Raw genomic sequence first — 24186 nt, forward strand, 5'->3', positions numbered from 1 at the left:
AACCGACGAACTACGAACCGATGACCACGAACGAATCACAGTCGACCGAAATGAAACGGAACCGAAACCGAACGAATCGACCGAACACGACGCAAAAGATGGGCGAAGTCAGCCACACCAACCCCTACACCGGCGAGACGGCGGGTAACCTGTTCAACCGCGGCCCGATCGTCGCGACGGACGGTGGTGAGCCGGCTGCAACAGATCCGGAGTCTCGGCCCCAACGGAAGCGCGACCGCGACACCGAGACGATGCGTGACGTTTCCCACACGCCACCAAACGATAGCGACGACGCAAACCGAGTCTTCGAACGCGGCCGAGACACCCGCTCTGACGAGGTCGTAGACGAAGAATGAGCGAACGAACGCTCTACGACAAGGTCTGGGACCACCACACGGTGACAACCCTGCCGACCGGACAGGATCAGCTGTTCATCGGCCTCCACCTCATCCACGAGGTCACGAGCCCACAGGCGTTCGGCATGCTCGAGGAACGCGACCTCGAGGTCGCCTACCCCGAACTCACCCACGCGACCGTCGATCACATTATCCCGACCGCGGACCAGTCCCGCCCCTACGAGGAGGACGCCGCCGAGGAAATGATGAGCGAACTCGAGGAGAACGTCCGCGAGGCCGGTATCGAGTTCTCCGATCCGGACTCGGGCGACCAGGGAATCGTCCACGTTGTCGGCCCGGAGCAGGGGCTCACCCAGCCCGGCAAGACGATCGTCTGTGGCGACTCTCACACCTCGACGCACGGCGCGTTCGGCGCGCTCGCGTTCGGGATCGGAACTAGCCAGATCCGCGACGTGCTCGCGACGGGCACGGTCGCGATGGAGAAACAGAAGGTCCGCAAGATCCAGATCGACGGCGAACTCGGTGACGGCGTCGAAGCCAAGGACGTCATTCTGGAGATCATCAGCCGTCTCGGCACCGAGGGCGGCGTCGGCTACGTCTACGAGTACGCCGGCGAGGCCATCGAGAACCTGGGCATGGAGGGTCGGATGTCGATCTGCAACATGTCCATCGAGGGCGGTGCTCGCGCGGGCTACATCAACCCCGACGAGACCACCTACGAGTGGCTTGCGGAGACGGACTACTTCCAGGAGAACCCGGAGAAGTTCGAGGAGCTAAAGCCCTACTGGGAGTCGATCGCCAGCGACGACGACGCAGAGTACGACGACGTTGTCCACATCGACGCGGACAAACTCGAGCCGGTCGTTACCTGGGGGACCACGCCCGGCCAGGGAATCGGCATCTCCGACCCGATTCCGGCACCCGAGAACCTCGCTGCGGACAAGCAGGACACCGCCCAGCGCGCACAGGAACACATGCGCGTCGAGCCCGGCGAGACGATGGACGGCTACGAAATCGACGTGGCCTTCCTTGGCTCCTGTACGAACGCGCGCCTGCCAGACCTCCGCCGTGCAGCACAGCTTGTCAAAGGCCGCGAGGTCGATGACGACGTGCGTGCGCTGGTCGTTCCCGGCAGCCAGCGCGTGCAGGAGACCGCCGAGGAGGAAGGCCTGAAGGATATCTTTGAGGAGGCCGGCTTCGACTGGCGCAACGCCGGCTGCTCGATGTGTCTCGGCATGAACGAAGACCAACTCGAGGGCGACGAGGCTTGCGCCTCCTCCTCGAACCGGAACTTCGTGGGTCGCCAAGGGAGTAAGGACGGCCGAACCGTACTGATGAACCCGCGGATGGTCGCCGCAGCGGCGATCGAGGGGACGGTAACGGACGTTCGCGAGCTGCCGGAAGCGGAGGTGACTGCCTAATGACCGACACAGATGAAGTCGAAATTCCCGAAGTCAACTACGTCTCGGGGTCGGGCCTCCCGATCCGCGGCAACGACATCGACACCGACCAGATCATCCCCGCGCGCTTCATGAAGGTCGTCACCTTCGACGGCCTCGGCGAGTTCGCGTTCTTCGACCAGCGGTTTACCGAGGACGACGACCTCAAGGATCACCCGTTCAACGAGGACCAGTTCCAGGACTCCTCGGTAATGGTCGTCAACTCCAACTTCGGCTGTGGCTCCTCGCGCGAGCACGCACCCCAGGCGCTGATGCGCTGGGGAATCGACGCCATCATCGGCGAGAGCTTCGCCGAGATTTTCGCGGGCAACTGCCTGGCGCTTGGCATTCCAACCGTCACGGCTGACAGCGAGACAATCCAGAGCCTGCAGGAGTGGGTCGACGCGAATCCCGACGAAGAACTCGAGATCGACGTCGAAGCAGAACAGGTCAGGTACGGTGACACCACCGTCGACGTCACCGTCGACGACGCCCAGCGCAAGGCGCTCGTCGAGGGCGTCTGGGACACGACGGCGTTGATGAAGTCGAACGCTGGCGCGGTGCAGGAGACTGCAGCCAAGCTTCCCTACGTTTCGGACGCGGATGCGAACGGGTCCGGGTCAGAGTCCAGTACGAGCGCCGACTGAGACACGGATTACGTCGGCTGTCGGTTCCTGTTTTCGGTTGTCCGTTATGTACCGGTCGGTTCCTACCGTTTTGTTCTCCAGATAACCCTGTCGTGGCTGTGTTCATCCCACCTGGTCCAAAACGGCTCTCCCTCCATCGAAGGACAAAGCACTTGTTATCTCCCCTATAACTCAGGATACTTGACTGGCTGGTCCCCATGTCTTTCCGTCCGTTCACGCCCCCTCGAATACTGTCAACATCCGATTCCTGGACCAATGTACTCGAGTCCCGGCTGGGAATCGATCTGCGAGCGCTGGCTGCGTTTCGGATCGGGCTCGGTCTCGTGCTGCTGATCGACCTCCTTACATTACGACTACCGGGGCTACGGACGTTCTACACCGACTAGGGCGTCTTCCCCAGACACACGCTCGCGGAAACGTACCCCGTCTTCGAGATGGTCTCGATCCACGCCCTCTCGGGCGCTGCGTGGTTCCAGACGCTGCTTTTCGCACTCGCCGGCCTGTTCGCAGCCTCGCTGCTCGTCGGCTACCGCACGCGACTCGCGACCGCTGGTGCGCTCGTCCTGACGGCCTCGCTCTACGCTCGTAATCCGCTGGTTCTCAACGGCGGCGACACGATCCTTCTGACGTTTCTCGCACTCGGGCTCTTTCTCCCGCTCGACACTCGGTGGTCGGTTGACACGCGTCGGCACGCGAACGAGCGGGCAAGCCATGAACAGACAGTCCTCGCCAATCGCACCTGCTCACTTGCAACTGCAACGGTTCTCGTTCACTTCACGCTCATCTATGTCACCAACGCGGTCCTCAAATTCCAGAGCAATTCCTGGCTCACCGGCATCGCCGTCCAGCGGACGTTCCACCTTGAGCAGTACCTGACACCGCTCGGCGCTGCCCTCTCAGATCTCTCGCTGGTCCTCACCGCGGTCAACTGGCTCTGGATCGCGCTGCTGTCGAGTAGCGTCGTCCTGCTCGTCGTCACCGGTCGCCTCCGACTCGCGCTCGTGGCGGGTTTCGTCGGGGCACACCTGGGGATGGCCGCGACGATGCGACTCGGCGTCTTTCCGCTCGTCATGATCACGGGCCTGCTGTTGTTCGTGCCGTCGCCAGTCTGGAGTCGACTCGAGTCCGTCCTCGAAACGCGGACGCCGAACCGGTTGGTGACTGGCCGACAGGCGCGTGGTGACGGCGGAACGGTGGGGCGCGACGCTGCTGGTGTGGTGTCCGCGTCGTCCGAAGCCGCGTCAGTGTCGTCGTCCGAATCGCCTCAGAGTCGGTGGTCCACTCTGCACGCGAGCCGCGGCGTGCGTGTGTTCAGCAGCGTACTCGTCGTATGTCTGTTCGCAATACTGCTGTTCTGGCACGCTGCGGCCATCGGCGTTGGCGGCCCTGGAGCCATCACTGACGCTGACGAGGAGCTCGGTAGCTGGTCGTTCTTCGCACCGAATCCACCCGACACCTATAGCTGGTACGCCGTCGACGCGACACTCGAGTCCGGTGAGACAGTCGAGACGCACGTCGACGGGACCACCGTGCGTGCCGACCGGCCACCGGACGGGACGGCAGCCTATCCGTCGACGCTCTGGAAGCGCTACGGGATGGACGTACGGTACGTCGGGGACATCTATTACGAACCGGTGGCTGCGTTCAGTTGCGAACAGGTCGGCGGACAGTTCGATCAGCCGGTCGAGTTGGTGACCGTCGTCCACGTCGAACAGCCCGTCGGACCGGACGGTCCGCTGGGTGAGCCGGATCGTCAGGAGCGCATCGAGTCCGCCTGTTGACAGCCGACGCCACGATAGCAACTCGGATCAGCACCGTTGACGCTATCGATACCCTCTTTTCGCCGCCCGAGAGAGGTGTCGACATGACTCACGAGATCGCCGTCATCCCCGGCGACGGAATCGGACAGGAGGTCACACCCGCCGCAGTCGAGGTGCTCGAAGCGCTGGACATCGACTTTTCGTTCACCGAATCTGAGGCCGGCGACGCAGTCGAGGAAGCAACCGGCGAGGCACTGCCAGACGAGACGTACGAGCTCGCAGCGACAGCCGACGCGACGCTGTTCGGCGCAGCGGGCGAGACTGCCGCGGACGTAATCATTCCGCTGCGCGAGGCCGTCGGCTCGTTCGTCAACATCCGCCCGGCGAAGGCGTACCCGGGAATCGACGCCGTCCGCCCCGAAACCGACCTGGTCTTCCTCCGAGAGAACACCGAGGGCGTCTACTCGGGCCACGAGGACCGGCTGACCGAGGACGTGGCGACGCTGACCCGCGTGACAACGCAGTCGGCCTCCGAGCAGCTCGCCGAGTTCGCCTGCGAGTACGCCGGCCCGGAAAGCGAGCACGACGGCTTCACCATCGCGCACAAGGCGAATGTCATGCGCGAGACCGATGGGCTCTTCCGGGATACCGTCGCCGAGGTCGCCGCCGAAAACGGCATCGATACCGACGAGGTGCTCATCGACGCCTTCGCGACGAAGGTCTGTCTCGACCCCACACAGTTCGACGTCATTGTCTGCCCGAATCTCGCGGGCGACGTGCTCTCTGACCTCGCCGCCGGCCTCGTCGGCGGCCTCGGCCTCCTCCCGAGCGCGAACATCGGCCCCGACCGCGGCCTGTTCGAACCCGTTCACGGCACCGCCCCCGACATCGCCGGCGAGGGTATTGCCAACCCCGCTGCGACGATCATGTCCGCAGCGATGCTACTCGAGTACCTCGACTACGACGAGGAGGCGGCGGCGGTTCACGCGGCGGTCGAGGAGACGCTCGCGGATGGCCCGCGAACGCCGGATCTGGGCGGTGATTCCTCGACGGCGGACGTGACGGCGGCGGTTATCGAGCGGTTGTAGCTGCCCTGTTCTGCCCCTTCCCGACTCTAGTGTTGCACGTCGCCTCTCGGTGTGGGTAGCGATTGAGAGTGGACTCGAGTACGTACTTCGATTCGATTGAGAGCTGACTACAGTAGTAACAGGCCCTCGACACGCAGGAGTGGGATCGGTTCAGCGCCCAGTTCGAGTAGTACGACACCGCCAGTTCACCAGTTCACACAATATCCAGCGTATCGCGATCCGCACCGGCGAGTTCGACCAGCGCGTCGGCCTCGAGCAGGTGACAGTCGCCGGGGACCACGAGCAGGTGTAGCGGCTCACCGAACTCCCGGTCTGCGAGCTCGGACATCGTCCCGGCCTCGACGAGCGGGTCCGGACTTCCTGCGCGGGCGACGACAACGCCGACGAGGTTTGGGTACTCCTCGGCGAGGAGTTCCGCGCCAACGTCGGCAGTCATGTACTCCTCGACAGTGTCGTCACCCTCAAGGCGGTTTGTCGCGGCTTCGTTGTCTACTTTGATATCGAGATAGACGACCGTGTGAACACCGTTCTCTCGATTTTCGTCAATCGTCTCCGTCACGCTTGCCGGGAGTCCGTCGGCTCCGTGAGCGTAGGGAAATGGAAGCGTCGTCGCCTTGCCGAAGCGATAGTTCTGGAGTCCAGTCAGTGCGCTGGTTGCTGTCTGAGCGGTGACGCCGTGGATTACTCGCGTCTCGATGCCGCGCTCGTGGGCCCGCAGGCGGAGGTCGACGTGCGTGGTCGAGATCATCGTATCGCCCGCAGTCAGGAAGGCGACAGCTTCGGTTTCGGCGGCTGCAAGGATATCGTCCGGATGCTGTTCGACGCCTGCACGATCACGGACCTCGATGTCGATACCGTGGGCGTCCTCAAGTCTTTCGACCGTTGTTCCGATCAGTGTGCTGGTGTAGAACTCGGCGTAGGCGCGGTCGGCGTTCCGGAGCGCTTCTTGGCCCTCGACGGTGATCGACCGCTCGTTGTAGAGTCCGAGACCGATGAAGGTGAGCATGAACTCCCATAGTGAGGGAGCCGTGGAGTAGGTTTCGAGTCGTTATGGCCGGCCGTGCCTGACCGACTGATCGCTGGTGGGAAACCCGACCACTTACCGAACCGGTCGAGTCCATCACCAATCGCGTCCACGGAGGACAGTGAGTGAAGGATGTACAGCGGTGATCGCTACTGCGCGACAGTCAGAAGCACATGGATGTGACAACCTCTCAGGCGGTCTACTGTACCGATCTTCCGGTTCTTCACCGGTCGCTCGTGGGCCTATCGGCACTGGCCGATAGCGGTCCGTACCACGGGTCGGTCTCGGTACCGCCGTTTCGTGGCTGCCACACCTCTTATTCTCTGTCTGAGACAAGGATTGTGTCGTATTCCCGTTCAGTGATGCCACACGCCGAATCTTTAGCACCATCTAAATAAATGTCTCCCGTTCAAAAACAATAAATAGTACAGTTCTAAACAGAGGGGTAATGACAGTCAAATATTTGGGGCGTACTGGGTTGTCAGCTCGTCGTATCGTGTCTGAAACTCCCTTCCGACAGTCGACCAACTGCTCGACGCGTTCGAGTGACAGACGATGACTAATCAGCACACATTCCGCAGGTGGTTGCTGGCGATTGGTCCAGTTGTCGTACTTGCGTCCGTTGCAGGAGCGCTCTATCTGACATCACCGTTTGGAAGTCTCGACGACATGGCCAGTGCGTCGACCAGTGAAGTGATGTGGATGATGACAATCATCGGCTTGTTGGCCGGTGTAATGCCGGTTGCGATCGGAATGTTGTGGTTCCCCTTCATCAAATCTCTCGACAATATCTGGGTGCACGCGGCGTTAGCGTTGTCTGCAGGGATTCTCGCGTTCATCGGTATCGAGATGGTCGAAGAGATGTTCGAAAACGGTGAAGCAATAGCTGAGTCCGGTGCCGGAACCGTGGAACTCGCCATTGCAACGGCCGTCGGTGTTGTCGGCATCGCGGGAACATTTTATCTGATGAAAACGTTCAGTCAGTGGCGATTGGATGCCGCAATGGGTGAAACGAATCCTGGTCTCAAGGTTGCATACATGATTGCAATCGGACTTGGATTACACAGCATCGGCGAAGGGTTAGCGATTGGAACGTCGTTTGCGACAGGAGCGTATTCGGCCGTAACGATACTGGTCGTTGGCTTCGTTCTTCACAACATTACCGAGGGGCTATCGATCGTGGCCGCTCTCGCACGCGACGCAGATCGCCCACCGCTGTATCACTTCGTCGCCGTCGGCTTCCTCGCTGGCGGACCACTGGTATTCGGAAGTTGGCTCGGTATCTTCGCGTTCACACCGGTGGTTGCGATTCTTTTCCTCGCAATCGGCGTTGGAGCGATCATCGAGGTTATCTGGGAAGTTACCGAACTCGTTCGTATCGACACTGGTGCCGCCATTTCGAAGATTAATGCCGCAACGTTCGTCGGTGGTGTCGTTCTGATGTTCTTGCTCGAAGAGGTTCTCGTCGAAGGGTACATTCTCGGCTGAATAACAGCCTCACGTGAGACGACGCCCCCCATAGCCGCTCCTTGCTTCAGTCGTTCATCATCAGCGAGCGTCGAGTTATCGTTACAGCGAGATATGTGATGTTGAATCAGGGCCCTCATCCTCGTCTTCGTCCTCGTCGATACCACCTTCGTGGACGAACGTCATCTCATCGTCGGTGAGGTAGATTGAGCCATCATTGCCATTGACCGTGATATTGACCGCTGGAAGCGTCGTCTCGGCGGCGTCGCCGTTGTCACAGTAGCCAGAACACGAATCGAACATTGAGCCATGGCGCGGACAGATGAGTTGCCCATCGCGTATCGGTGCGCCGCGACCCGTATCGAATCGCTGTGATTCGTGTGTACAGCGATTGATCCACGCCTCAACGCCGTCATCACAGGGGACGAGGATGACTTCCTCTTTCTCACCGTACTGGTCCTGAACGGTGAACAACCACGAGCGTTTCTCGTGGACCGTCTCTATAGTCGTGAGTAACTGCATATCGCACTGATATGGTCGGCAGGCTGAAAACAGTGTCAGTTTTTGACAGACCAACGTACACGAACTCTATTCCCGACGATAACGGATCGTTTCGATCGCTATCGTGGCGACTTGCACGTCTTGTGCGCATCGTACGCCCAGACTGTTCTTACGAGTATCAACGAGAAACGTCACCGTTAGGTCGTCCCGTCAGTTTCACCAGGGTATGGAAGTGCCGTGTGTCCGCGTCGCGCGCGAGGAAGGGGAAGCAACACGCCGCGAACTGGCGGACGCGGACTTGATCGACGACGAGTACGAAATTGCCGTCGCGGAGGGTGATCTCTACGTTCCAGTCACTGACCCCGACGCTGTTCCAGCAGGTCTCGATGTCGTCTCTCGGCCGGTCGACGAACGCGAGACACAGACGACGCCCGCCGACCTACTGGGCTTTGACCCCTCCTATGAACGGCTCGGCGAGGCGGCGTTGCTCGATGAGGACGACGACGAACGTGCACGAGAAATCGCTGACGCCGTTCTCGAGTCTGACCTTCCAGTCGACACCGTCCTGAACAAAGCCTCGAAGGTGAAAGGTGAGACCCGTGTCCGCGACTGGGATCTCCTCGCGGGCGACGATACCGAGGTCGTCCACCGCGAGTACGGCTGCGAGTTCGCGCTCGACCTCGCCGCAGTCTACTTTTCGCCGCGCCTCGCAACGGAGCGCCACCGGGTCACCGAGCAGACAGCACCCGACGAGCGGGTGCTCGACATGTTCGCCGGCGTCGGCCCGTTCGTCATTCCGTTCGCGAAACGCGGTGCAGACTGTGTCGGCGTCGACGTGAACCCCGACGCCATCGAGTACCTGCGCGAGAACGCGCGCCGCAACGGCGTCGCGGATCACGTGACGGCAATCTGTGACGACGTTCGTGATGTTACAAGTGAGTACAACGGGTGGGCAGACCGTATCGTGATGAACCTGCCTCATAGCGCGAACGAGTTTGTTGAGGCTGCGGTTGCGATTGCGGGTGACAACTGCGTAATTCACTACTACGATATCCAGCATGAAGACGATCCGTTCGGGCCAGGTGAGCGCGCGATCCGCGAGGCAGCCGAGCCAGCGTACGAGGTGACTGTGGAAACACAGCGAGTGGTTCGCTCCTACGCTCCGCACGAGCTCAACGTCTGTCTGGACGTTCGCCTCGAGCGATAGCCAGTCCCACGAAACAACATCGCACGACCGCGACGATTCGCAATCCTTATGCCTGCTATCGAACCTATGAGTAAACGCACTCGAACCGCGCCGGTGTAGCTCAGACTGGCAGAGCGAATCCTTCGTAAGGATTAGGTCGAGGGTTCAAATCCCTCCACCGGCTCCTACCAAATTCCTTACAATCCCATAACTCAGGGTCGGGGCATCCCGACGCTTGGTGTGGGTTTTCTACTACTTCGAATNATCCCTCCACCGGCTCCTACCAAATTCCTTACAATCCCATAACTCAGGGTCGGGGCATCCCGACGCTTGGTGTGGGTTTTCTACTACTTCGAATACTGCTGAGAGTGGTAATGAACCCCCTGTCGCGATACCCAACCGGGGTGTCGCGGCGTGAGCGAACGTTCCTACGAGGGAGCTCCGCTCGACGGTACCGTCCAGTACATCACCGAGCGTCCCGAGCTCGAGAAGCAAGCCGAGGATGTCGTCTACGCGACCGATCCCGAAGACATCGGCGAAGAGCGGACAGAAGGCGTTCCGGAAATTGGTGACGACCAAGATGTCGAGCGGCCAGATGTCGACGGTCAGAGTTCGTTCGAGGACTGGGGGTGGTCGGCGTGAGCGATGTCGTCACTCGCATCGAGCGATACATCGAGAATCACCCGGACTCAACCATCATGGGCGTTCTCGCGAACGTTCGCGGCGCTCACCCAGCAAAATATCACAGCGTCGTTGAGGCGCTGCTTGAGGGCGACGATGCCGAGCCGGTTGACGGCAGTCTCACAGACGAGGCCGAAGAGGAACCGGTTCACGAACACACCTCGACAGTTTCGGACGACACCGACCACGTCAATGGTCCATACGCTGACCTTGAGTGGCAGCCAGCCAACGATGTCTTTCCCGAAACTGGCGTTGAGTACGATCACTGGATGCCCGTCGACGGCAAGCTCCCGATCGCCCCGTACGCGTCGACGGAGAACCGTCGTAGTTGGTCGGATCCAGGGAACTGGACCGATTTCGACAGCGCTGCCGAATGGCGGGAGATGCACCCGCAGCTGACCGGGCTCGCGTTCATCCTCCAGTCGCCACATGGCGAGTACAACGGTGAGCCAGACCCGATGCTGTTCGTCGACTACGACGACGTCGTCGACGAAGAGACAGGCGAACCCCACCCGGAAGCGGTCGCACTGATGAACCGTCTCGGGATGACCTACACCGACCTCTCGACGTCCGGGAGCGGTGTCCACCAGGTCTTCCGTGGACGGCTCCCCGAACGCATTCGGACGATTCAGTTCGAACTCCCGAACGGTGCCGGCGAAGTCGAGATCTACGACCGCAAGCGCGTGATGGTCGCGACGGGCAAGCACATCCCCGGGACCCCCGAGGACATCGAGCCCGTCGACGGTGACGCACTCCAGGAACTGATCGACGAGCACACCACTGATTCCCGATCGTCGTCGACAACTCGCGAAGACTGGGAACCAGAGTTCGATCGAGATGAACTCGCAGATCTCGACTCGAGCTCAAACATCACGGCGATCTTCGATGCGATTCGACAGGTCCAACCGCGTGACATCCGACTGCGAAGTAAGAAAACCGAGAAACGGCCCGACGGAACGCTATCGTTTGACCCCACGTGGTCGAACTCCAGTTCCGGGAAACGTCTCGGCTGGAGTCCTGATATCGGGTGGATCTACCGAAAGGGCGATCGTGGTCTCGACGCCCTCCAGGTCGTCGCGCTCGAAGAGGGGATCATCCGGTCGGTCACCGACTATCCACAGGGTGAGGACTTCTGGCGTGCTGTCGACGAACTCCGCAATCGCGGTGCCCGGATCCCTGAGTACGAGCCGCCCGAAGACTCGAGTACGGGAGCTGGTGCAACCCAGTACGACATCGAGACGTGCACCCCACCCGTTCGCGATGCCGACGCGTTCGATCGTGAACAGCGCTGGGACGAACTCCAGGACGAACGCTTCGACGCTGTCCTCGAGGACGACAAACTCCACTTGTTCGGCGACGAGGCCGGCGCTGGGAAGACGACTAATGCCGCCCTCGGCGCGCTCAAACGCGACCGCTCACACACGATATATTTCCAACAACACAAGAAGGCACGCGAGTTCATCACTGACGACGCTATTCGGAACTTCGAGATTGATAGGTTCGATGACGGGGAGTACTACCACCTTCGCGGTGCCGAGCAGAAGCGGAAGGGCCACTGCATGGACGCCGATCACGCCGACGAGGACTGCCCCGAGCACGGCGACACTCACGACTGCCCATCGATGTGTCCGGTCTACGATCTCGACAAGGAACATCCGACTCGCGAGGCCTACGAGGCGCTCGTTCCCGAGGTTGGACCGAACAAGGCTCACCAAATCCTCGAACTGAACAACAAGAACGAGCACCCGTGGCACAACGGCGAGTGTGCTTGGCAGGCTCAGTACTCCGACCTCGAGAGTGAACCGTTCGTCGCCGGTGTCCACCCGTACATGACCCAGAAGAGTGCTCGCGATACCGGGGTGAACATCATTGACGAGACCCCCGGCCTCGACGCCTTCAAGCGCACCTTCTCGGTCACCGACCTCACCCGGATCGCGAACACACTCGACTCGATCGCCGACCATCGCGATGAGTCCAAGAACTATCGCGAACTCGCCCAGTTTGCCCGCGACGCTGTTGATGTTCTCACTAACGTCGATGGCGCGGACACTCTTGAGGAACTCGAGCCACCGATGCTCGAGTGGGAAGAGTTCTACCAGTCTGTCGGGCAAGAAGGGGACAAGTACGTCCGCCGTGTCCTTCCTGGCGAAACGCTTGCCGAGATCAAGATCAACTTCGGCGAGACCATCCTCGAGCGGATGCACGACGATCGCTGGGAGGGAACGCCCCTCTCGATCGACCCGCTGCTGGCCACCGCTGCTCAGGCCGGACTCGACGAGGATCCGGTTATGAAAGCGATCGCCGTCCCGCCGCTGCTCGAGCACTGTCCATGGTGCCGGTCGGACATCAAGTTCGACAACGGTGCCCACTGCTGTGCGAGCGACGATTGCGACTGGCACGAACACGAACACACGATCACGCGTCGCGACGGCGAACAAGCCCGTGCAACCACGTGGGTCCAATGCGATCGCGCCGGCGCACCGACTGGACTTGCCTATCGGGAACTTCCACTCCCGTCGACACTCCCCGATCCTGAGTCGACCGTCGTCCTGGACGCGACTGCGAACCCCGAGAAAGTTGCAACCCTGTTCGACATCGACCGCGATGATGTCGTCGTTTCCGGTGACGCCCCACTCGAGATCCCCGGCCTTGAGGTGACGCAGGTTCTGGACGGCCAGTACCACGCTGGCACGATCGACCAGGCCGTCGACGAAGAGCGCAAACTGGCTGACCGGATCCAACGGACGATCGACACCGTCGGCGCTGTTCACGAGAAACCGCTGTTTATCTGCAAGTCGAGCCTCATTGCCGAGTTCGACTTTCCAGAGCACGCGGAAGTGCTCCACTACCATGCGACCCGTGGCCTGAACCGTAACGACTGCGATGCTGTCGTCTGTATTGGTGCCCCTCATCCCGACATCGGCGACCTCGAGCGCGATGCCGAACTGCTCGCGATGGGCCAAGACGATTTCGACGTCGGCGGTGTCGAACACTCGACGAGAGACGGTGCGGAGTGCCCGCCAGTCTACCGGAAGCTCCACTATGAAGACGAGAACGGCCGTGGCCGTTCCGTTCCTACGAAGCACTACACGGGCCTCGTTGGCTCACTGTTCCGCGAGGGGCGCGAGTCTGAACTCGTCCAGGCCATCCACCGTGTCCGCCCGCTGCTGGCCGATCCCGACGACCCCAAGCACGCCTACCTGCTAACGAACGTCCCGACCGAGATCCCCGTCGACGAGGTCGCGGCATTCGAGGAGCTCGCCGACCCTCTCGAGGCACTCCTACCCGTTCCGGAGGGGGCGATTGACCTGCTCCGACACGTTGACCGCGTCCTTGAGGGCAATGGTCCCAACGGCTTCCGTCCCGAGTCGCTCGTCGACGAACGTGATGATGGATCCATCGCGATGAACAAACGTGCGTTCCACCGACTGGCTCAGCTGCAGGGGATGGACATCACCTACGCGACGATCTCCCGGTACGTCAACGCACTCGAGGATGTCGGCCTCCTCGAAGGTGAGCGATACGAACAACACACTGGCGTGGCCTACGCGTCGGATCCTGCTACTTTCACAGCAGCACTACAGGTTCTATCTAATAGTGCAGGTTTGAAAGTAGCCGCAGCACGCCGCTTCCGGTCGATACTCGAAGAATCGGGGAGGACCGCCGACTGGTTGGCCTGGGCTCGTGAGGTGTTCGACCTCGAGTTCAGCCCTCCTGGTCGAGGTGCTCCCCCAGATGCCGGGGGGTAGCCACCCACCTTTCGCGCTGAAACGGCGCGAGACCCGGTCGTTCGCCCGTCTCCAACCAGCCGCGGCACTCTCCACGAAACAAAGCCCATGAGCCTCCCCGAACACACCCCCGACGTCGACGACCTGCCACCGAGCTCGAAGTACGTCGTGTTTGCACTCGAGGCAGCCGGCGGATCGCTCACTCGTTCTGAACTCCAAGAGCGGACCGGCCTCCCCACGCGAACGCTCGATCGTGCACTTGATCGCCTCGACGATGGCGATGTTGTTCATCGCGATCGCGATGCTGATGACCTCCGTTACGTTCGAGTAGGCCTACAGAAACCCTGATCTGATGATAGATTCCCACACCTATGCTGAATACAGAGCGCTTATTCAACAGAGACCTAGAGCTATATCCGAACTTCCCCGGGCAAAAACAGTCTTGTTTATTGAACGATCTCACTGGGACTGATCGACAGATATCCCTGCGTCTTGCATTGCCCGGATACCGAAATGATACGCCGTAATATACCGACTGGCTCCGTTCAAGACATCCCCCTGAACTTCTTCCTCGATTTCCTCACTCAGGTCTATGGTGACAAGCAATCCAATCTCATACGCCAGTGGAATGGGGGGATGGTATTCAACATTATCCGACGGTTTTGGCCGTTGCATATTTGCAATTTCGATAATTTGCTCGTAATTTTCTCCATATACTCTATCTATATCCTCGAGGATTTCGGGTGGTACGATGAACGAAACAAGTATTTCTGCAGCCTCAAGCGGATGCTCTCCGTCCGAATGTTCGGCAAGTAAGTCAACCAGTTCGTCATTAGTCGGGATATCGTCTAATTCGCCCAAGATTGACGCGTAATGCTCCTCAGTCGAGGGAGAGGAAAAGAGGAACATGTATATCGTGGTGACCCCGGCGATAGGGGCGATGACTATCCCCAGAAATCGGAAAAGATCCAGCACTTGTCTCGGTGTGACCGTTATTGTTGGCAGTGAGTCTGCAAAGGAATCCAGCAGATAGGCACTGAAAATGACAAGTATGGATGTAAGAAAAAGCCCTAGCCAGATCTGCCAATCACGTTCGTTGACCCGGAATTTCATAGGACGATGAATTCAACTTATCTTCGTTTGAGGTTCACTTCAAACATCATGTGACAGATCGGCTTTATTGCTGGATCAATGTCCTTCTCCGCGACTAATCTCTCGTGGCCGATATGCGCTCTATATTCAGCAGTCTCTTCGTATCAATAACTGTGGTTTCGACAGGGGATTTGAGTTGAATAAAGTGAAAACGCGTGAGGCGGCCGAAAACGCTGCCCTCAAAGCAACGGTCGCCATTATGGCGTACGCGCTTACCCTTATCACCTCGAGTGACCTTCAATCAAACAATACGATCGCTACAGGGCGTCGAGTCGACGACCGCTGATGTCGTCGACGATGATCACGTCCGCCCTGCAGCATCGCTTTTCTCCAGCCATGTCAACGACACAGTCCACCAGCGGCGATAACCACATATCACCAAAGACGGCGTTCGATCGTATCGTCTGGCACACCCCTCGCGTGTGTAACGGCTGCTTCGAACTCGTCAAAGAAATCGAGGAGGCGACGTTCAACGGCGGCGTCGACGACCACGACGTCCAGGAGCACCACCGGACGACGGCGGCAACCCTCGAGCCGGACGAGCAGATCCACACATCCGTCGACGGTGTCACGACCCGCCCCGGCCAGCAGCGGACATCGATCGCCCGGACCACCTGCCGCAGCTGCGCCCGAGTCGGATGCTGGGCGGACGACGAGACGCTGTCGAAGGTTCAGGCACTCCGACTGACGACGCCGCTCGCGAACCGACTCGAGGAGGCCAACGTCGAGTTCGACCGGTCGGTTCTCCGCAGGGCAGTCCGGCTCTTCAAAGAGCACGAGGACGCCCAAGGGTACGACACCGAGATCTTCCGTCGGAGCGTCAAACTCGCGGTTAAGCGGGGGTGAAAGATGGTCCAAGATCTCACCGCTCAGGAACTCCATTCCCTCGATCCCGATGTCCTACTGGAAGAGGCACTGCACGACGATCGTGTCCTCCGACTCGTGAACGACGCCGTCCACATCAAGCGCCAGCACATCTCGGCGTGGCTGGGCGTCGACGCCGACGAGGATGTCGCTACGCTGGATCCGAAGGCACCGATCGCCGACATCGTCGAGGCGCTGGCCTACGAGGGTTTCACGCCGAACTGGTTCCTCGCCTACCACTACGCTGGCGAAGAGGTCAACCTCGTTCGCTTCCACTACGATCCCGACCTCTACCCAGAACAACCGTTTCGTCAACTCCACGTTCGGATCTTCGCGAACGGGACACTCGAGGCGCACGAGGAGGCGTCGGCGCTGATGCACAAGGGCCCGCACATCCGCGAGGAGAGTTTCGACCGCGACGTCGGGACCGAGGCTGTCGCAACGATCCTCGAGGACGCTGGGATCGATGTCGACCCGATCGCGAGTTGAGTGATGCCATGTCCACGAAACAGCAGTGCCCCGACGACCTCGACCTTACGGCACTCGAGGACTGGTCGCGTCCGTTCGAACGACTCCGATGTGAACTGGTAGGTATTCGAATGCTCGCGAACGATCTCACGGCCGCACAAAAATTCCACACGACGCTGGTGTTCCTTTTCTGGATGGCCTGGACCGTGGCGCTCGGTCGTGGGTGGTTGGATCTGCCAGAAGGACTCGAGACGGTGACGATCTTCGCCTACGGGTTCCTGACGCTGCTCGTTGGTGCAATCGTCGCGAGAGCTCACGAACTTGAACTCGAGAAGCTGGTCGCCCTCGCCGACGAGGGGATCACGATCACTGTCGGTGGGAACGATGACGAAGAGGACTGACTGAGCCATGCCTCACAACATCACACCGACATTCGCACTTGCAACACAGTTGACCGGCGCTCATGATATCCCGATTGAAGAACTCGATCGGAAGTGGCACGACCGGTGGGCAGACGAAGACGAGGACTGGTTGATCGTCCTAAACGGCTCGGCGACGCCGTGGTTCACGAAGGCAATGCCAGTCAGCACCGACCACTTCGACGATCCGTTTGTTGCGAAGGTTCCGCCCGGTTGTGCGTTCGTGATGATCGACGACGAGGCTGTCGCGGTTATCCACCCAACGCATAACGAGTACTTCACAGCACCAGGCCACGCTCGAGCGTGGGAACGTGCACTTCTGTCCGGCTTCCACGATAGACTTCGAGACCTCAGTGCCGATGTTCCGGCCCTCGAGGATCTCGTCGACGAACTTCCAGACGGCGACCACCCAACACCTACGTAATCACCATGGCACACAAGATGAACTTCAATAACGGACGACCAGCGGAGGACCGTTCGACCGAGTGCACCAACTGTGGGGTACTCGTTCTCGAATCAGAACTCGACGATCACGACTGTTCAGACGCATGAGTAACGACGGCCCCAAAATCCAGATCGACCACTACGACCTCAACCTCAGTGTCGTTGGTGGGGACCAGGACACGCTTGAGGATGTCGAGGAAACCTTCGATGAAAAACTCGGGGAGGCGGTCGAACGAGACCCAAAGCTCGGTGAAGACATCGACGAGCACGTCTCGAGAGAGGTGCAGTGACCGTGACAACAAACCCGTTCATCGAACTCTACGAGGCACCGGTCGAATCACTCACGCTGGCAGCCTACTTCCTGCTGTTCGCAGTCGTCATGCTGCTCACGTGGTGGGCATTGGTCCGAAACGTCCTCGAGATTGTCAAAACGGTCCGGGAGGAGACCTGGGTCAAAAACGCCCCACTGTACCCGCCGTTCGGGTTCATGCTTCGACTGGTTGCCATACCTGGGATCGTCGCGATCGACCTGTTCCTGCTCGCGGCGTTCCTGTACTTCGTGACCTAAAATGGGATACAAAGCGAACTGCGATGGATGCGGGTCGGAGTGCTACCCGTCACCAGCACTCCTCTGCCAGTTTTCACCCGAGTTCTTCCGGACAGCATCACTCGGTGGCGTCCTCTCCGACATGGGCTATGAAGAGGGCGACACCGTCNCTCCTCTGCCAGTTTTCACCCGAGTTCTTCCGGACAGCATCACTCGGTGGCGTCCTCTCCGACATGGGCTATGAAGAGGGCGACACCGTCACCCTCTGCGGAGACTGCGCTACTTCCACACTTCGGCAGAAGTGATCCACAATGGACGAACGACAACCAGCCCGCGAGCTCTACTGGCGCGATCGCGACGGCAGCACGTATCGTTGCCCCGGGTGCGGACGTCCTCGAGACGCCGTCGACGGCATCGAAGTCCACCATCGCGACCACCGCAAACATAACAGCGATCCGAACAACCTCATCGGACTCTGTCGCGACTGCCACCAGGACGGACAGCACAACAACCGCCGCGCCTCGAGCCGGCTTCAAGAACCTCGGCCTCGAGGCACCGAACCGCCGACGTCGACGGCAAGTAGGCCGGGATTCTGACGGCCGGTACTCGAGCCATGATCCAATTCTAACAATGACTGACGAAGACGAACTTACTGGCCTTCCACTCGAAGAGGTCCCAACACGGGATCCTGACGACACTTGCAATGGCCGTCGGAAGCAAAAACAGGATGGTGAGGTCGTCCGAGACGAGGAGGATCGGGTACTATTTGGCGGCTACTGTCAGCTCACTTCTGGCTGGGGTACCGAGATCGATCACGGTCGCTGTCGGAAGCACGGGGGCGGTTCAACGGGTCCGAAAACAGAGGAAGGGAAAGAGACCTCCTCTCAGAACGCACTCAAACACGGTGCCTTCTGTGAGCACTTCACCTCGAGTCTAACCGAAGGCGAGAGCGAGGCCTTCGAAGACGCCTATGACCACCTCGGCGATCCCGGGGATGCACAGGATGTCGCTCGAGCTGCGGCATCGATGTGTCTGCTCCAGTTCCGACGGTCGGGAGATGAACGCTTCCTCCGTCGCTTCGAAGGGCTGTGTGATAAGTTCGGCATAGCGCCGGCAGACGAGTTCAAGGTCTCCGGATCGGTCACTCTCGAGGATGCGTTCATGCGTAACCTGAAACAGGCCAACGGACACGAGGTGGACGACTAACATGGCTGCCACAGCTGACCCGGAGGCACCCAACCCACCGAGCCACTACGTCGAACGCGCGGAAGCCGGTGACGAGACATGGCTCGAGGACGCGATCGAGGACTATCTTGGAATTCGCGTTTCCGAGGCACAGGCACAGATCTGCCGCGGGATCGCTGCGAACGAGCGCCTCCTGGTTGTCACCGCGAACGGCCTCGGGAAGTCCTACATCCTGGCGGCGATCACGATCGTCTGGCTGACGATCCGCTACCCGGCCTGCTCGTTCGCGACCTCGGGGACCGAGCGGAAGATGAAGCGGACGTACTGCAAGCCGGTCGAGAACCTCCACGAGAACGCTCGAGTACCACTACCTGGAGAGTACAAGAGCCGGCCAGAGCGCATCGAGATCGACGGCGAGCCCGAGCACTTTTTCGAGGCGGCCTCCCCACAGGACGCTGGCGAACTCGAGGGGGTCCACGCCGCCTACACACTGGCGATCATCGAGGAGGCCGACAAGAAAGACGTCGATGCCGAGGTCCTCGACGCGATGAAATCGCTCGTCACTGACGAGCAGGACCGGATCATCGCGATCGCCAATCCACCGAAGGACGAAACGAACTCGATCTATCCGATCCTCGACGAGCAAGACGATCCGACATCGAAGTGGGAGGTACTCGAGTTCTCGAGTTTCGACTCGCATAACGTGCAGGTCGAGCTCGGAAACGTTGACGACGAGAAGGTCGACGGGCTCGCGACGCTGCACAAGATCCAGGACGACTGGGAGGACTACAACAAGGAACCCTGGCCTGGTACCGAAACGGCTCGAACGCTGTCTGCACCGAAACTCGATGCCGACGGTACCCCGGTCTTCTCCCACAGCGACGCTCTCGAGGACAACCCCGAGTTCCGGACAGACCTTGATCAGCGCTGGTACCGCCGGCGTGCAGGGATCATCCCGCCCGGCGGCGCGAGCAAGAACCGGCCGTTCACGATCGACGATGTCAACGCCGCCTGGAACCGCGACTGGCAGCCAGTCGGACGGCCGCAGGCGACCGGGATCGACGTTGCCCGAGACGGTGGTGACCGTACACCAGTCATCAGCGTCGACGGTGACGTCCTCGAGGTTCGGTACGAAGAGCCGTGTCACGATTACACCGCACACGCCGACGATGTCACTGATGTCCTCGAGGACGATCCGGACAACCCGATGCCGATCGACGCGGTCGGCGAAGGGTCCGGGTTCGCGGACATCATGCACCAGCGATTCCCGGAGACGATCCGGTTCAAGTCACTCGGCGTCGCCGAGGACTCAGCGAACTACAAGGACTGCTGGGCCGAGGGCGTCGCACTGCTCGGGAAGTGGCTCCAGAACGGCGGGTCGATCAACGACCGGACGCTTCGCGAAGAGTTGCTCGTCGCTGCTCGTACACTCGAGTACGAGGAAATCCACATCTCGTCACGCGGGACCAATGGCGAGGACGTCCTCAAGCTGACGCCGAAAGAGAAGGTCAAGGAACGCCTCGGTCGATCGCCGGACTACCTCGACGCGGCGATGCAGGCGATATGGGGCCGTGACTCTGGGGTCACGGCCGGCATTCCGACCGCGACGGTGTCGATCAACGGTCAAGAGAGCACCTCGAGTAACAGCGGCGACGATCCAACGTGCCCGCGTTGTGGAGGTAGGCTTGAGCCGGGGCGGCGGCAGGGAACAGCGACCTGTTCGGACTGTGGCGTCAGCCTCGAACGCGACGTTGAAGAGAAGAGCTTCGAGGACAGCCAGATCGGACAGGCGGTACAGGAATTGCAGGATCGGTTCGGAGGTCAGTTTTGATGCCAGATAACGACGCGATCCCGATCGTCGGCGACGTCGAACTATCCGCCAAAGAGGGACTGATCGACATGATGTCGTTCGTCTCGAGCAACTTGCACTCTGGTCTGTACGACCGTGCGCATCAGGACCTGTACATCCGGTTCCACGGGGATCGGATCTACATCTACAGGTTCGTTCCGGAGGACGTCTGGGAGGGGCTGAAGGCGGCCAACTCGCACGGGTCCTACCACTACCACAACATCCGGATGGACTTCGCCTACGAGGAACTCAGCGCCACGGATTGGCCTGCTCACGGGCGGGCAGCGCCACAGAACAACGAGACCGTCCGGAGGTTCTTAGACTAACATGGCTCTCAAACACTACCTTGAGCAACATGAGACGTATCGCCAGCGCCCGGAGAAGTCAACAGCCTCGATCGGCGGATCGTCGGTCGACCTTGAGGACTCCCAGACCCTCCAGCAGGTCGAAGACTCCATCCTCGGCGCGAACGTCCACGGGGTGCACCGGGGCAAAGAGGCTTACCAGGCTCGGAAGTTGGGCGAGACGTGGGCGATGGAGATCATCAAGAACGCCATCAACGACCAACTCTCTGGTGCCGACCTGGGAAGAGAGACGCCAGAGGACATTGATCCATCGCCGGCTGCGACGTCGCTGTGGGAACTGCTCCGTGATGTTCTCGATGGCCCACACCTCCAGAAAGACTCGTGGAACGACCTCGTCTCGGCGGTTGTCTCCGACATGGCCGATATCGGCAACGGATACCTGGAGCCGATCGGGAGTGCCGATGGGTCGATCCCGGTAGCGGCACTGAAGCCCGTCGACGCGCTCACGATTCGGCACAACGTTACGGCGACGGGTGAGTTCGACGAGACGCCGTTCTACCAGGCGCCGTTCCGAACACATGCCGGGAGCATTGTCAGTGGTGTCGGCGACAGTGAGCTCACGCCACTCGATCACGACGACCTTGTCGTCATGCGCTACCCGGGATCGAAGCGATCGAACCGGATCTATCCTCGAGCGCCCGGGATGCAGGTCCAGGCCGCTCTCGAGCACCTTACTCACTCGACGATTCACGCCCAGCGCTTCTACAACGACAACGAACTCCCGAGCGGATTCGTCCAGATGATCAACGCTGGTGAACAGGACTTCACCGAGATCGAGGAGACGATCAAGAACGCTGCCGGCGACCCGCGGAAAGTCGGCGTGATCGGCGGCGACGGTCCGGCAAACTGGATCGAGATGGGCGGCACAGCGCTGAACCTCGATATCATCGGAGAGCAGCAGTGGTTCCTGCAGCTATGCCTCGCCGCGTTCGGCCTGACGAAAGGCGAGATCGCGATGACTGAGGATGTCAACTACAACACCGCTGATGCGGAGCTCTCGATCGTCCACAAGCGCGTCACGCAGGGATTCCTCGAAACACTCGAAGACGCGATCACGACGCAAGTGTTCCGCCAGTTCGAGAGCTACCAGGAACTGCCCGACGAGCAGCGGTTCTCGCTAAAACTCACCCACTCGGACCCTCGTCAAGAGCGGGCTCGAGAGGAACATCTTCGAGAACGGTACGAGGCGGGGACACTCCCGTTGAACGCGTATCTCCAGAAACTCGGCGAAGAGACTGGTGACACGACTGTCGAGATCGCCGGCGTCGAGATCGACTACGGCGAGCATCCGAAGTACATTATCGAGCAATTGATCCGCGACGCTCGAGGCAGCGCCAGCGATGACTCGAGTGAGGACGGCGGTGATGGTGACGACGGTGTAGACCCAATCCAGTAGCATTACTCGAGTGCCCGATGACCTCACGACCCGTGGCGTGAGACAGTAAGGGCCGATCAGCAGCACGGGACTTGTTTTGAGAGATTCACAGATGCAAAACCACCTACAGAAGGGACAGTACGTTGAGAAGCGATTCCGCGCTTCGAACGACGATATCGAGGTCAAGGAAGACGAGGACGGGCGCAAACGCGTCCGGATGCCAATCTCCTCGACTGCCGAGGATCGCGACGGTGACGAGTTCTCGCGAGATGGCCTCGAGAACGAGCGCGACCAAATCAACGAGGGGAAAGTCCCAGCGTTTCTCGATCACGGCCGCGGTTCTCGAGGTGGCTACTACGGCGCTCTCGGGATCGTCGGCACGTGGGACGAAGCGTCAATTGAAACGGAGTCGCACGACGGTGAGTCGGTCGACGTCCTTTACGCGGACTTCGTGCCGACGAATGCCAACGAGGATGCTGAGGACATCGTCGCCCTCCTCGAGGACGACATGCCGGTCGGCGCGTCGGTCGGCTTCCGCATCATCGACTACGAGCGTGATCGCGACGAGGGCAAGTTCATCTTCCACTCGGTCGATCTCCTCGAGACGTCAATCGTCGGCATCCCGTCGAACCCGCTGACGGTCAACGACGGCGCTGACGCCATCGGTGCGAAGGCTCTCGGCAGCCCGACCGTTCCCACAGGCATCCAGAGGCACGGATACGGCAGCCAGCCACAGGCCGTGGCCCCTCCACAGGCGGCCACTCACCAGCACCAACCCCAGGCTCCAGTCCCGGCCGATTTCAGCCGGATGATGGGGTCTGATCCAAGCGACCTCGAGGCCTCACTCGCCGATGTCGAGCGACGACTCGATGACCTCGAGGGAGCGCTCGGCGGTGGGACGTCGACCACGCCCCCGGCTGGCGACTCGAGTGCTGATTCTCCCGACGAAACCAACGACATGAGTGACCCAGACGACGGCGGCGACGACCCCGCCAACGACGACCTGGCAGAGCTTCGCGACTCCGTCGAGCGGCAGGCGGAGACGAACGAGATGCTCGCCAACAGCATCGACTCCCTCGTCGAGACGTTCGACGAGGAGCGCGACACCGAACCCGACGAAACAGACGACGCGGACGAACCGGACGACGGCAAGGACGCCGGCACGGACGACGACACCGTCCAACTCTTCCTCGGCGAGGACGCCGACGAGGATGTCCGCAAGGAGTTCGAAGCGCTTCGCGAGAAGGCCAACGACGACGGCGAACTCGAACTCGCCGACTCCGAGACGAAGCTGTTCGGTTCTGAGGACGACTCGAGCGAGACGACCGACGACGATTCCAGCGGGGTGACGATCTAACATGAGTGCAACCATCGGACACGTTCAGGAGACGCTGGCAGGCCACCGTGGCACCGGCGACGAGGCAGAAGCAAACCTCTACAGCATCCTCCGTGACTGGGGATTCGAAGAGAGCAGCATCGAGCGCGGTCGGACCGGCATCGATGTCAGCGGTCGCATCCGACAGCGCGAGAACGAGGGCGGCTACGCAGAGCACCTCGAGCGGAACTTCGGGACGAAGCACCCGTTCCTCGCAGCAGCCGCTGCTGGCAAGTCCTACAACTGTCTCTTATACACATCTCTGA

The 24186-nt window shown here is 60.5% G+C and carries 25 protein-coding genes, 1 tRNA gene and 1 pseudogene; 24 read left to right on the forward strand and 3 right to left on the reverse strand.

Features of this window, described 5'->3' with window-relative positions:
- The first annotated feature begins 20 nt into the window (after nucleotides 1-20).
- The 6 genes and pseudogenes from C482_RS14820 to C482_RS14840 all read left to right on the forward strand — a co-directional run bounded on the left by C482_RS14820 (nucleotide 21) and on the right by C482_RS14840 (nucleotide 5290).
- Nucleotides 21-356 carry a hypothetical protein gene (locus tag C482_RS14820; RefSeq protein ID WP_006168525.1) on the forward strand — a complete coding sequence of 112 codons (336 nt, stop codon included), beginning with the start codon at nucleotides 21-23 and terminating at the stop codon, nucleotides 354-356.
- On the forward strand, nucleotides 353-1777 hold the full coding sequence (gene leuC / locus C482_RS14825) for a 3-isopropylmalate dehydratase large subunit (protein WP_006168526.1): 1425 nt from the start codon (nucleotides 353-355) through the stop codon (nucleotides 1775-1777). The genes C482_RS14820 and leuC overlap by 4 nt, the downstream gene beginning before the upstream one ends.
- The gene (leuD, locus tag C482_RS14830; RefSeq protein ID WP_006168527.1) at nucleotides 1777-2442 is read left to right on the forward strand and encodes a 3-isopropylmalate dehydratase small subunit; all 666 of its coding nucleotides are present in this window, start codon (nucleotides 1777-1779) and stop codon (nucleotides 2440-2442) included. The genes leuC and leuD overlap by 1 nt, the downstream gene beginning before the upstream one ends.
- Nucleotides 2443-2639: 197 nt before the next feature.
- Nucleotides 2640-2828, forward strand: coding sequence for a hypothetical protein (locus C482_RS22435; RefSeq protein ID WP_241431936.1), 189 nt, complete (start codon nucleotides 2640-2642; stop codon nucleotides 2826-2828).
- Nucleotides 2829-2870: 42 nt separating this feature from the next.
- Nucleotides 2871-4223, forward strand: a pseudogene (locus tag C482_RS14835) (HTTM domain-containing protein); the annotation flags it as partial.
- 83 nt (nucleotides 4224-4306) lie between these two features.
- Nucleotides 4307-5290, forward strand: a complete 984-nt coding sequence (locus C482_RS14840; protein WP_006168529.1) for an isocitrate/isopropylmalate dehydrogenase family protein — start codon at nucleotides 4307-4309, stop codon at nucleotides 5288-5290.
- A gap of 193 nt (nucleotides 5291-5483) precedes the next feature.
- Here the strand turns inward: C482_RS14840 and dph5 are convergent, their stop codons facing one another.
- Nucleotides 5484-6296: a diphthine synthase gene (gene dph5, locus C482_RS14845; RefSeq protein WP_006168530.1), complete on the reverse strand. Its 813-nt coding sequence runs from the start codon at nucleotides 6294-6296 to the stop codon at nucleotides 5484-5486.
- A gap of 573 nt (nucleotides 6297-6869) precedes the next feature.
- Here dph5 and C482_RS14850 point away from each other — a divergent pair.
- Complete coding sequence (locus tag C482_RS14850; protein WP_049896806.1) at nucleotides 6870-7802, forward strand: ZIP family metal transporter; 933 nt, start codon at nucleotides 6870-6872, stop codon at nucleotides 7800-7802.
- 81 nt (nucleotides 7803-7883) lie between these two features.
- Here the strand turns inward: C482_RS14850 and C482_RS14855 are convergent, their stop codons facing one another.
- Nucleotides 7884-8303, reverse strand: a complete 420-nt coding sequence (locus C482_RS14855) for a Rieske (2Fe-2S) protein (RefSeq protein ID WP_006168532.1) — start codon at nucleotides 8301-8303, stop codon at nucleotides 7884-7886.
- Nucleotides 8304-8508: 205 nt separating this feature from the next.
- Here C482_RS14855 and C482_RS14860 point away from each other — a divergent pair, with 205 nt between their 5' ends.
- The 5 genes from C482_RS14860 to C482_RS14880 all read left to right on the forward strand — a co-directional run bounded on the left by C482_RS14860 (nucleotide 8509) and on the right by C482_RS14880 (nucleotide 14225).
- Nucleotides 8509-9489, forward strand: coding sequence for a class I SAM-dependent methyltransferase (locus C482_RS14860; RefSeq protein ID WP_006168533.1), 981 nt, complete (start codon nucleotides 8509-8511; stop codon nucleotides 9487-9489).
- 89 nt (nucleotides 9490-9578) lie between these two features.
- A tRNA-Thr gene (locus C482_RS14865) sits at nucleotides 9579-9652 on the forward strand.
- Nucleotides 9653-9882: 230 nt separating this feature from the next.
- Complete coding sequence (locus C482_RS14870; RefSeq protein WP_006168534.1) at nucleotides 9883-10110, forward strand: hypothetical protein; 228 nt, start codon at nucleotides 9883-9885, stop codon at nucleotides 10108-10110.
- Nucleotides 10107-13898: a hypothetical protein gene (locus C482_RS14875; RefSeq protein WP_152422023.1), complete on the forward strand. Its 3792-nt coding sequence runs from the start codon at nucleotides 10107-10109 to the stop codon at nucleotides 13896-13898. Before C482_RS14870 ends, C482_RS14875 begins: the two co-directional genes overlap by 4 nt.
- Before the next feature lie 87 nt (nucleotides 13899-13985).
- A complete protein-coding gene (locus tag C482_RS14880; RefSeq protein ID WP_006168536.1) occupies nucleotides 13986-14225 on the forward strand; it encodes a helix-turn-helix transcriptional regulator in 240 nt (79 codons plus the stop codon).
- A 111-nt stretch (nucleotides 14226-14336) separates the two neighbouring features.
- Here C482_RS14880 and C482_RS14885 read toward each other — a convergent pair whose 3' ends face one another.
- The gene (locus tag C482_RS14885) at nucleotides 14337-14990 is read right to left on the reverse strand and encodes a hypothetical protein (RefSeq protein WP_006168537.1); all 654 of its coding nucleotides are present in this window, start codon (nucleotides 14988-14990) and stop codon (nucleotides 14337-14339) included.
- A gap of 375 nt (nucleotides 14991-15365) precedes the next feature.
- On the opposite strand from C482_RS14885, the gene C482_RS14890 reads away from it, so the two are divergent.
- From C482_RS14890 to C482_RS14940, 12 genes are all read left to right on the forward strand, one after another.
- Nucleotides 15366-15875 (forward strand): hypothetical protein, encoded by a 510-nt coding sequence (locus C482_RS14890; protein WP_049896815.1) that lies wholly within the window; start codon nucleotides 15366-15368, stop codon nucleotides 15873-15875.
- Nucleotides 15876-15878: 3 nt separating this feature from the next.
- Nucleotides 15879-16382 carry a hypothetical protein gene (locus C482_RS14895; protein WP_006168539.1) on the forward strand — a complete coding sequence of 168 codons (504 nt, stop codon included), beginning with the start codon at nucleotides 15879-15881 and terminating at the stop codon, nucleotides 16380-16382.
- An 8-nt stretch (nucleotides 16383-16390) separates the two neighbouring features.
- Nucleotides 16391-16762 (forward strand): hypothetical protein, encoded by a 372-nt coding sequence (locus C482_RS14900; RefSeq protein WP_006168540.1) that lies wholly within the window; start codon nucleotides 16391-16393, stop codon nucleotides 16760-16762.
- A 7-nt stretch (nucleotides 16763-16769) separates the two neighbouring features.
- The gene (locus C482_RS20895) at nucleotides 16770-17204 is read left to right on the forward strand and encodes a hypothetical protein (RefSeq protein ID WP_006168541.1); all 435 of its coding nucleotides are present in this window, start codon (nucleotides 16770-16772) and stop codon (nucleotides 17202-17204) included.
- A 124-nt stretch (nucleotides 17205-17328) separates the two neighbouring features.
- Complete coding sequence (locus C482_RS14905; RefSeq protein ID WP_006168543.1) at nucleotides 17329-17514, forward strand: hypothetical protein; 186 nt, start codon at nucleotides 17329-17331, stop codon at nucleotides 17512-17514.
- Nucleotides 17511-17792 carry a hypothetical protein gene (locus C482_RS14910; RefSeq protein ID WP_006168544.1) on the forward strand — a complete coding sequence of 94 codons (282 nt, stop codon included), beginning with the start codon at nucleotides 17511-17513 and terminating at the stop codon, nucleotides 17790-17792. Before C482_RS14905 ends, C482_RS14910 begins: the two co-directional genes overlap by 4 nt.
- 290 nt (nucleotides 17793-18082) lie before the next feature.
- Nucleotides 18083-18367, forward strand: a complete 285-nt coding sequence (locus C482_RS20585; RefSeq protein ID WP_006168545.1) for an HNH endonuclease signature motif containing protein — start codon at nucleotides 18083-18085, stop codon at nucleotides 18365-18367.
- Nucleotides 18368-18401: 34 nt separating this feature from the next.
- On the forward strand, nucleotides 18402-18977 hold the full coding sequence (locus C482_RS14920; RefSeq protein ID WP_006168546.1) for a hypothetical protein: 576 nt from the start codon (nucleotides 18402-18404) through the stop codon (nucleotides 18975-18977).
- Nucleotide 18978: 1 nt separating this feature from the next.
- The gene (locus C482_RS14925) at nucleotides 18979-20787 is read left to right on the forward strand and encodes a terminase large subunit domain-containing protein (RefSeq protein WP_006168547.1); all 1809 of its coding nucleotides are present in this window, start codon (nucleotides 18979-18981) and stop codon (nucleotides 20785-20787) included.
- Nucleotides 20787-21131, forward strand: a complete 345-nt coding sequence (locus tag C482_RS14930; protein ID WP_006168548.1) for a KTSC domain-containing protein — start codon at nucleotides 20787-20789, stop codon at nucleotides 21129-21131. The genes C482_RS14925 and C482_RS14930 overlap by 1 nt, the downstream gene beginning before the upstream one ends.
- A gap of 1 nt (nucleotide 21132) precedes the next feature.
- Entirely contained in the window at nucleotides 21133-22566 is a 1434-nt protein-coding gene (locus C482_RS14935) for a phage portal protein (RefSeq protein ID WP_006168549.1), read from the forward strand.
- A gap of 91 nt (nucleotides 22567-22657) precedes the next feature.
- On the forward strand, nucleotides 22658-23902 hold the full coding sequence (locus C482_RS14940) for an HK97 family phage prohead protease (protein ID WP_006168550.1): 1245 nt from the start codon (nucleotides 22658-22660) through the stop codon (nucleotides 23900-23902).
- Nucleotides 23903-24186 lie beyond the last annotated feature (284 nt).

It is taken from the genome of Natrialba chahannaoensis JCM 10990, from assembly GCF_000337135.1.
Lineage (GTDB): Archaea > Halobacteriota > Halobacteria > Halobacteriales > Natrialbaceae > Natrialba > Natrialba chahannaoensis.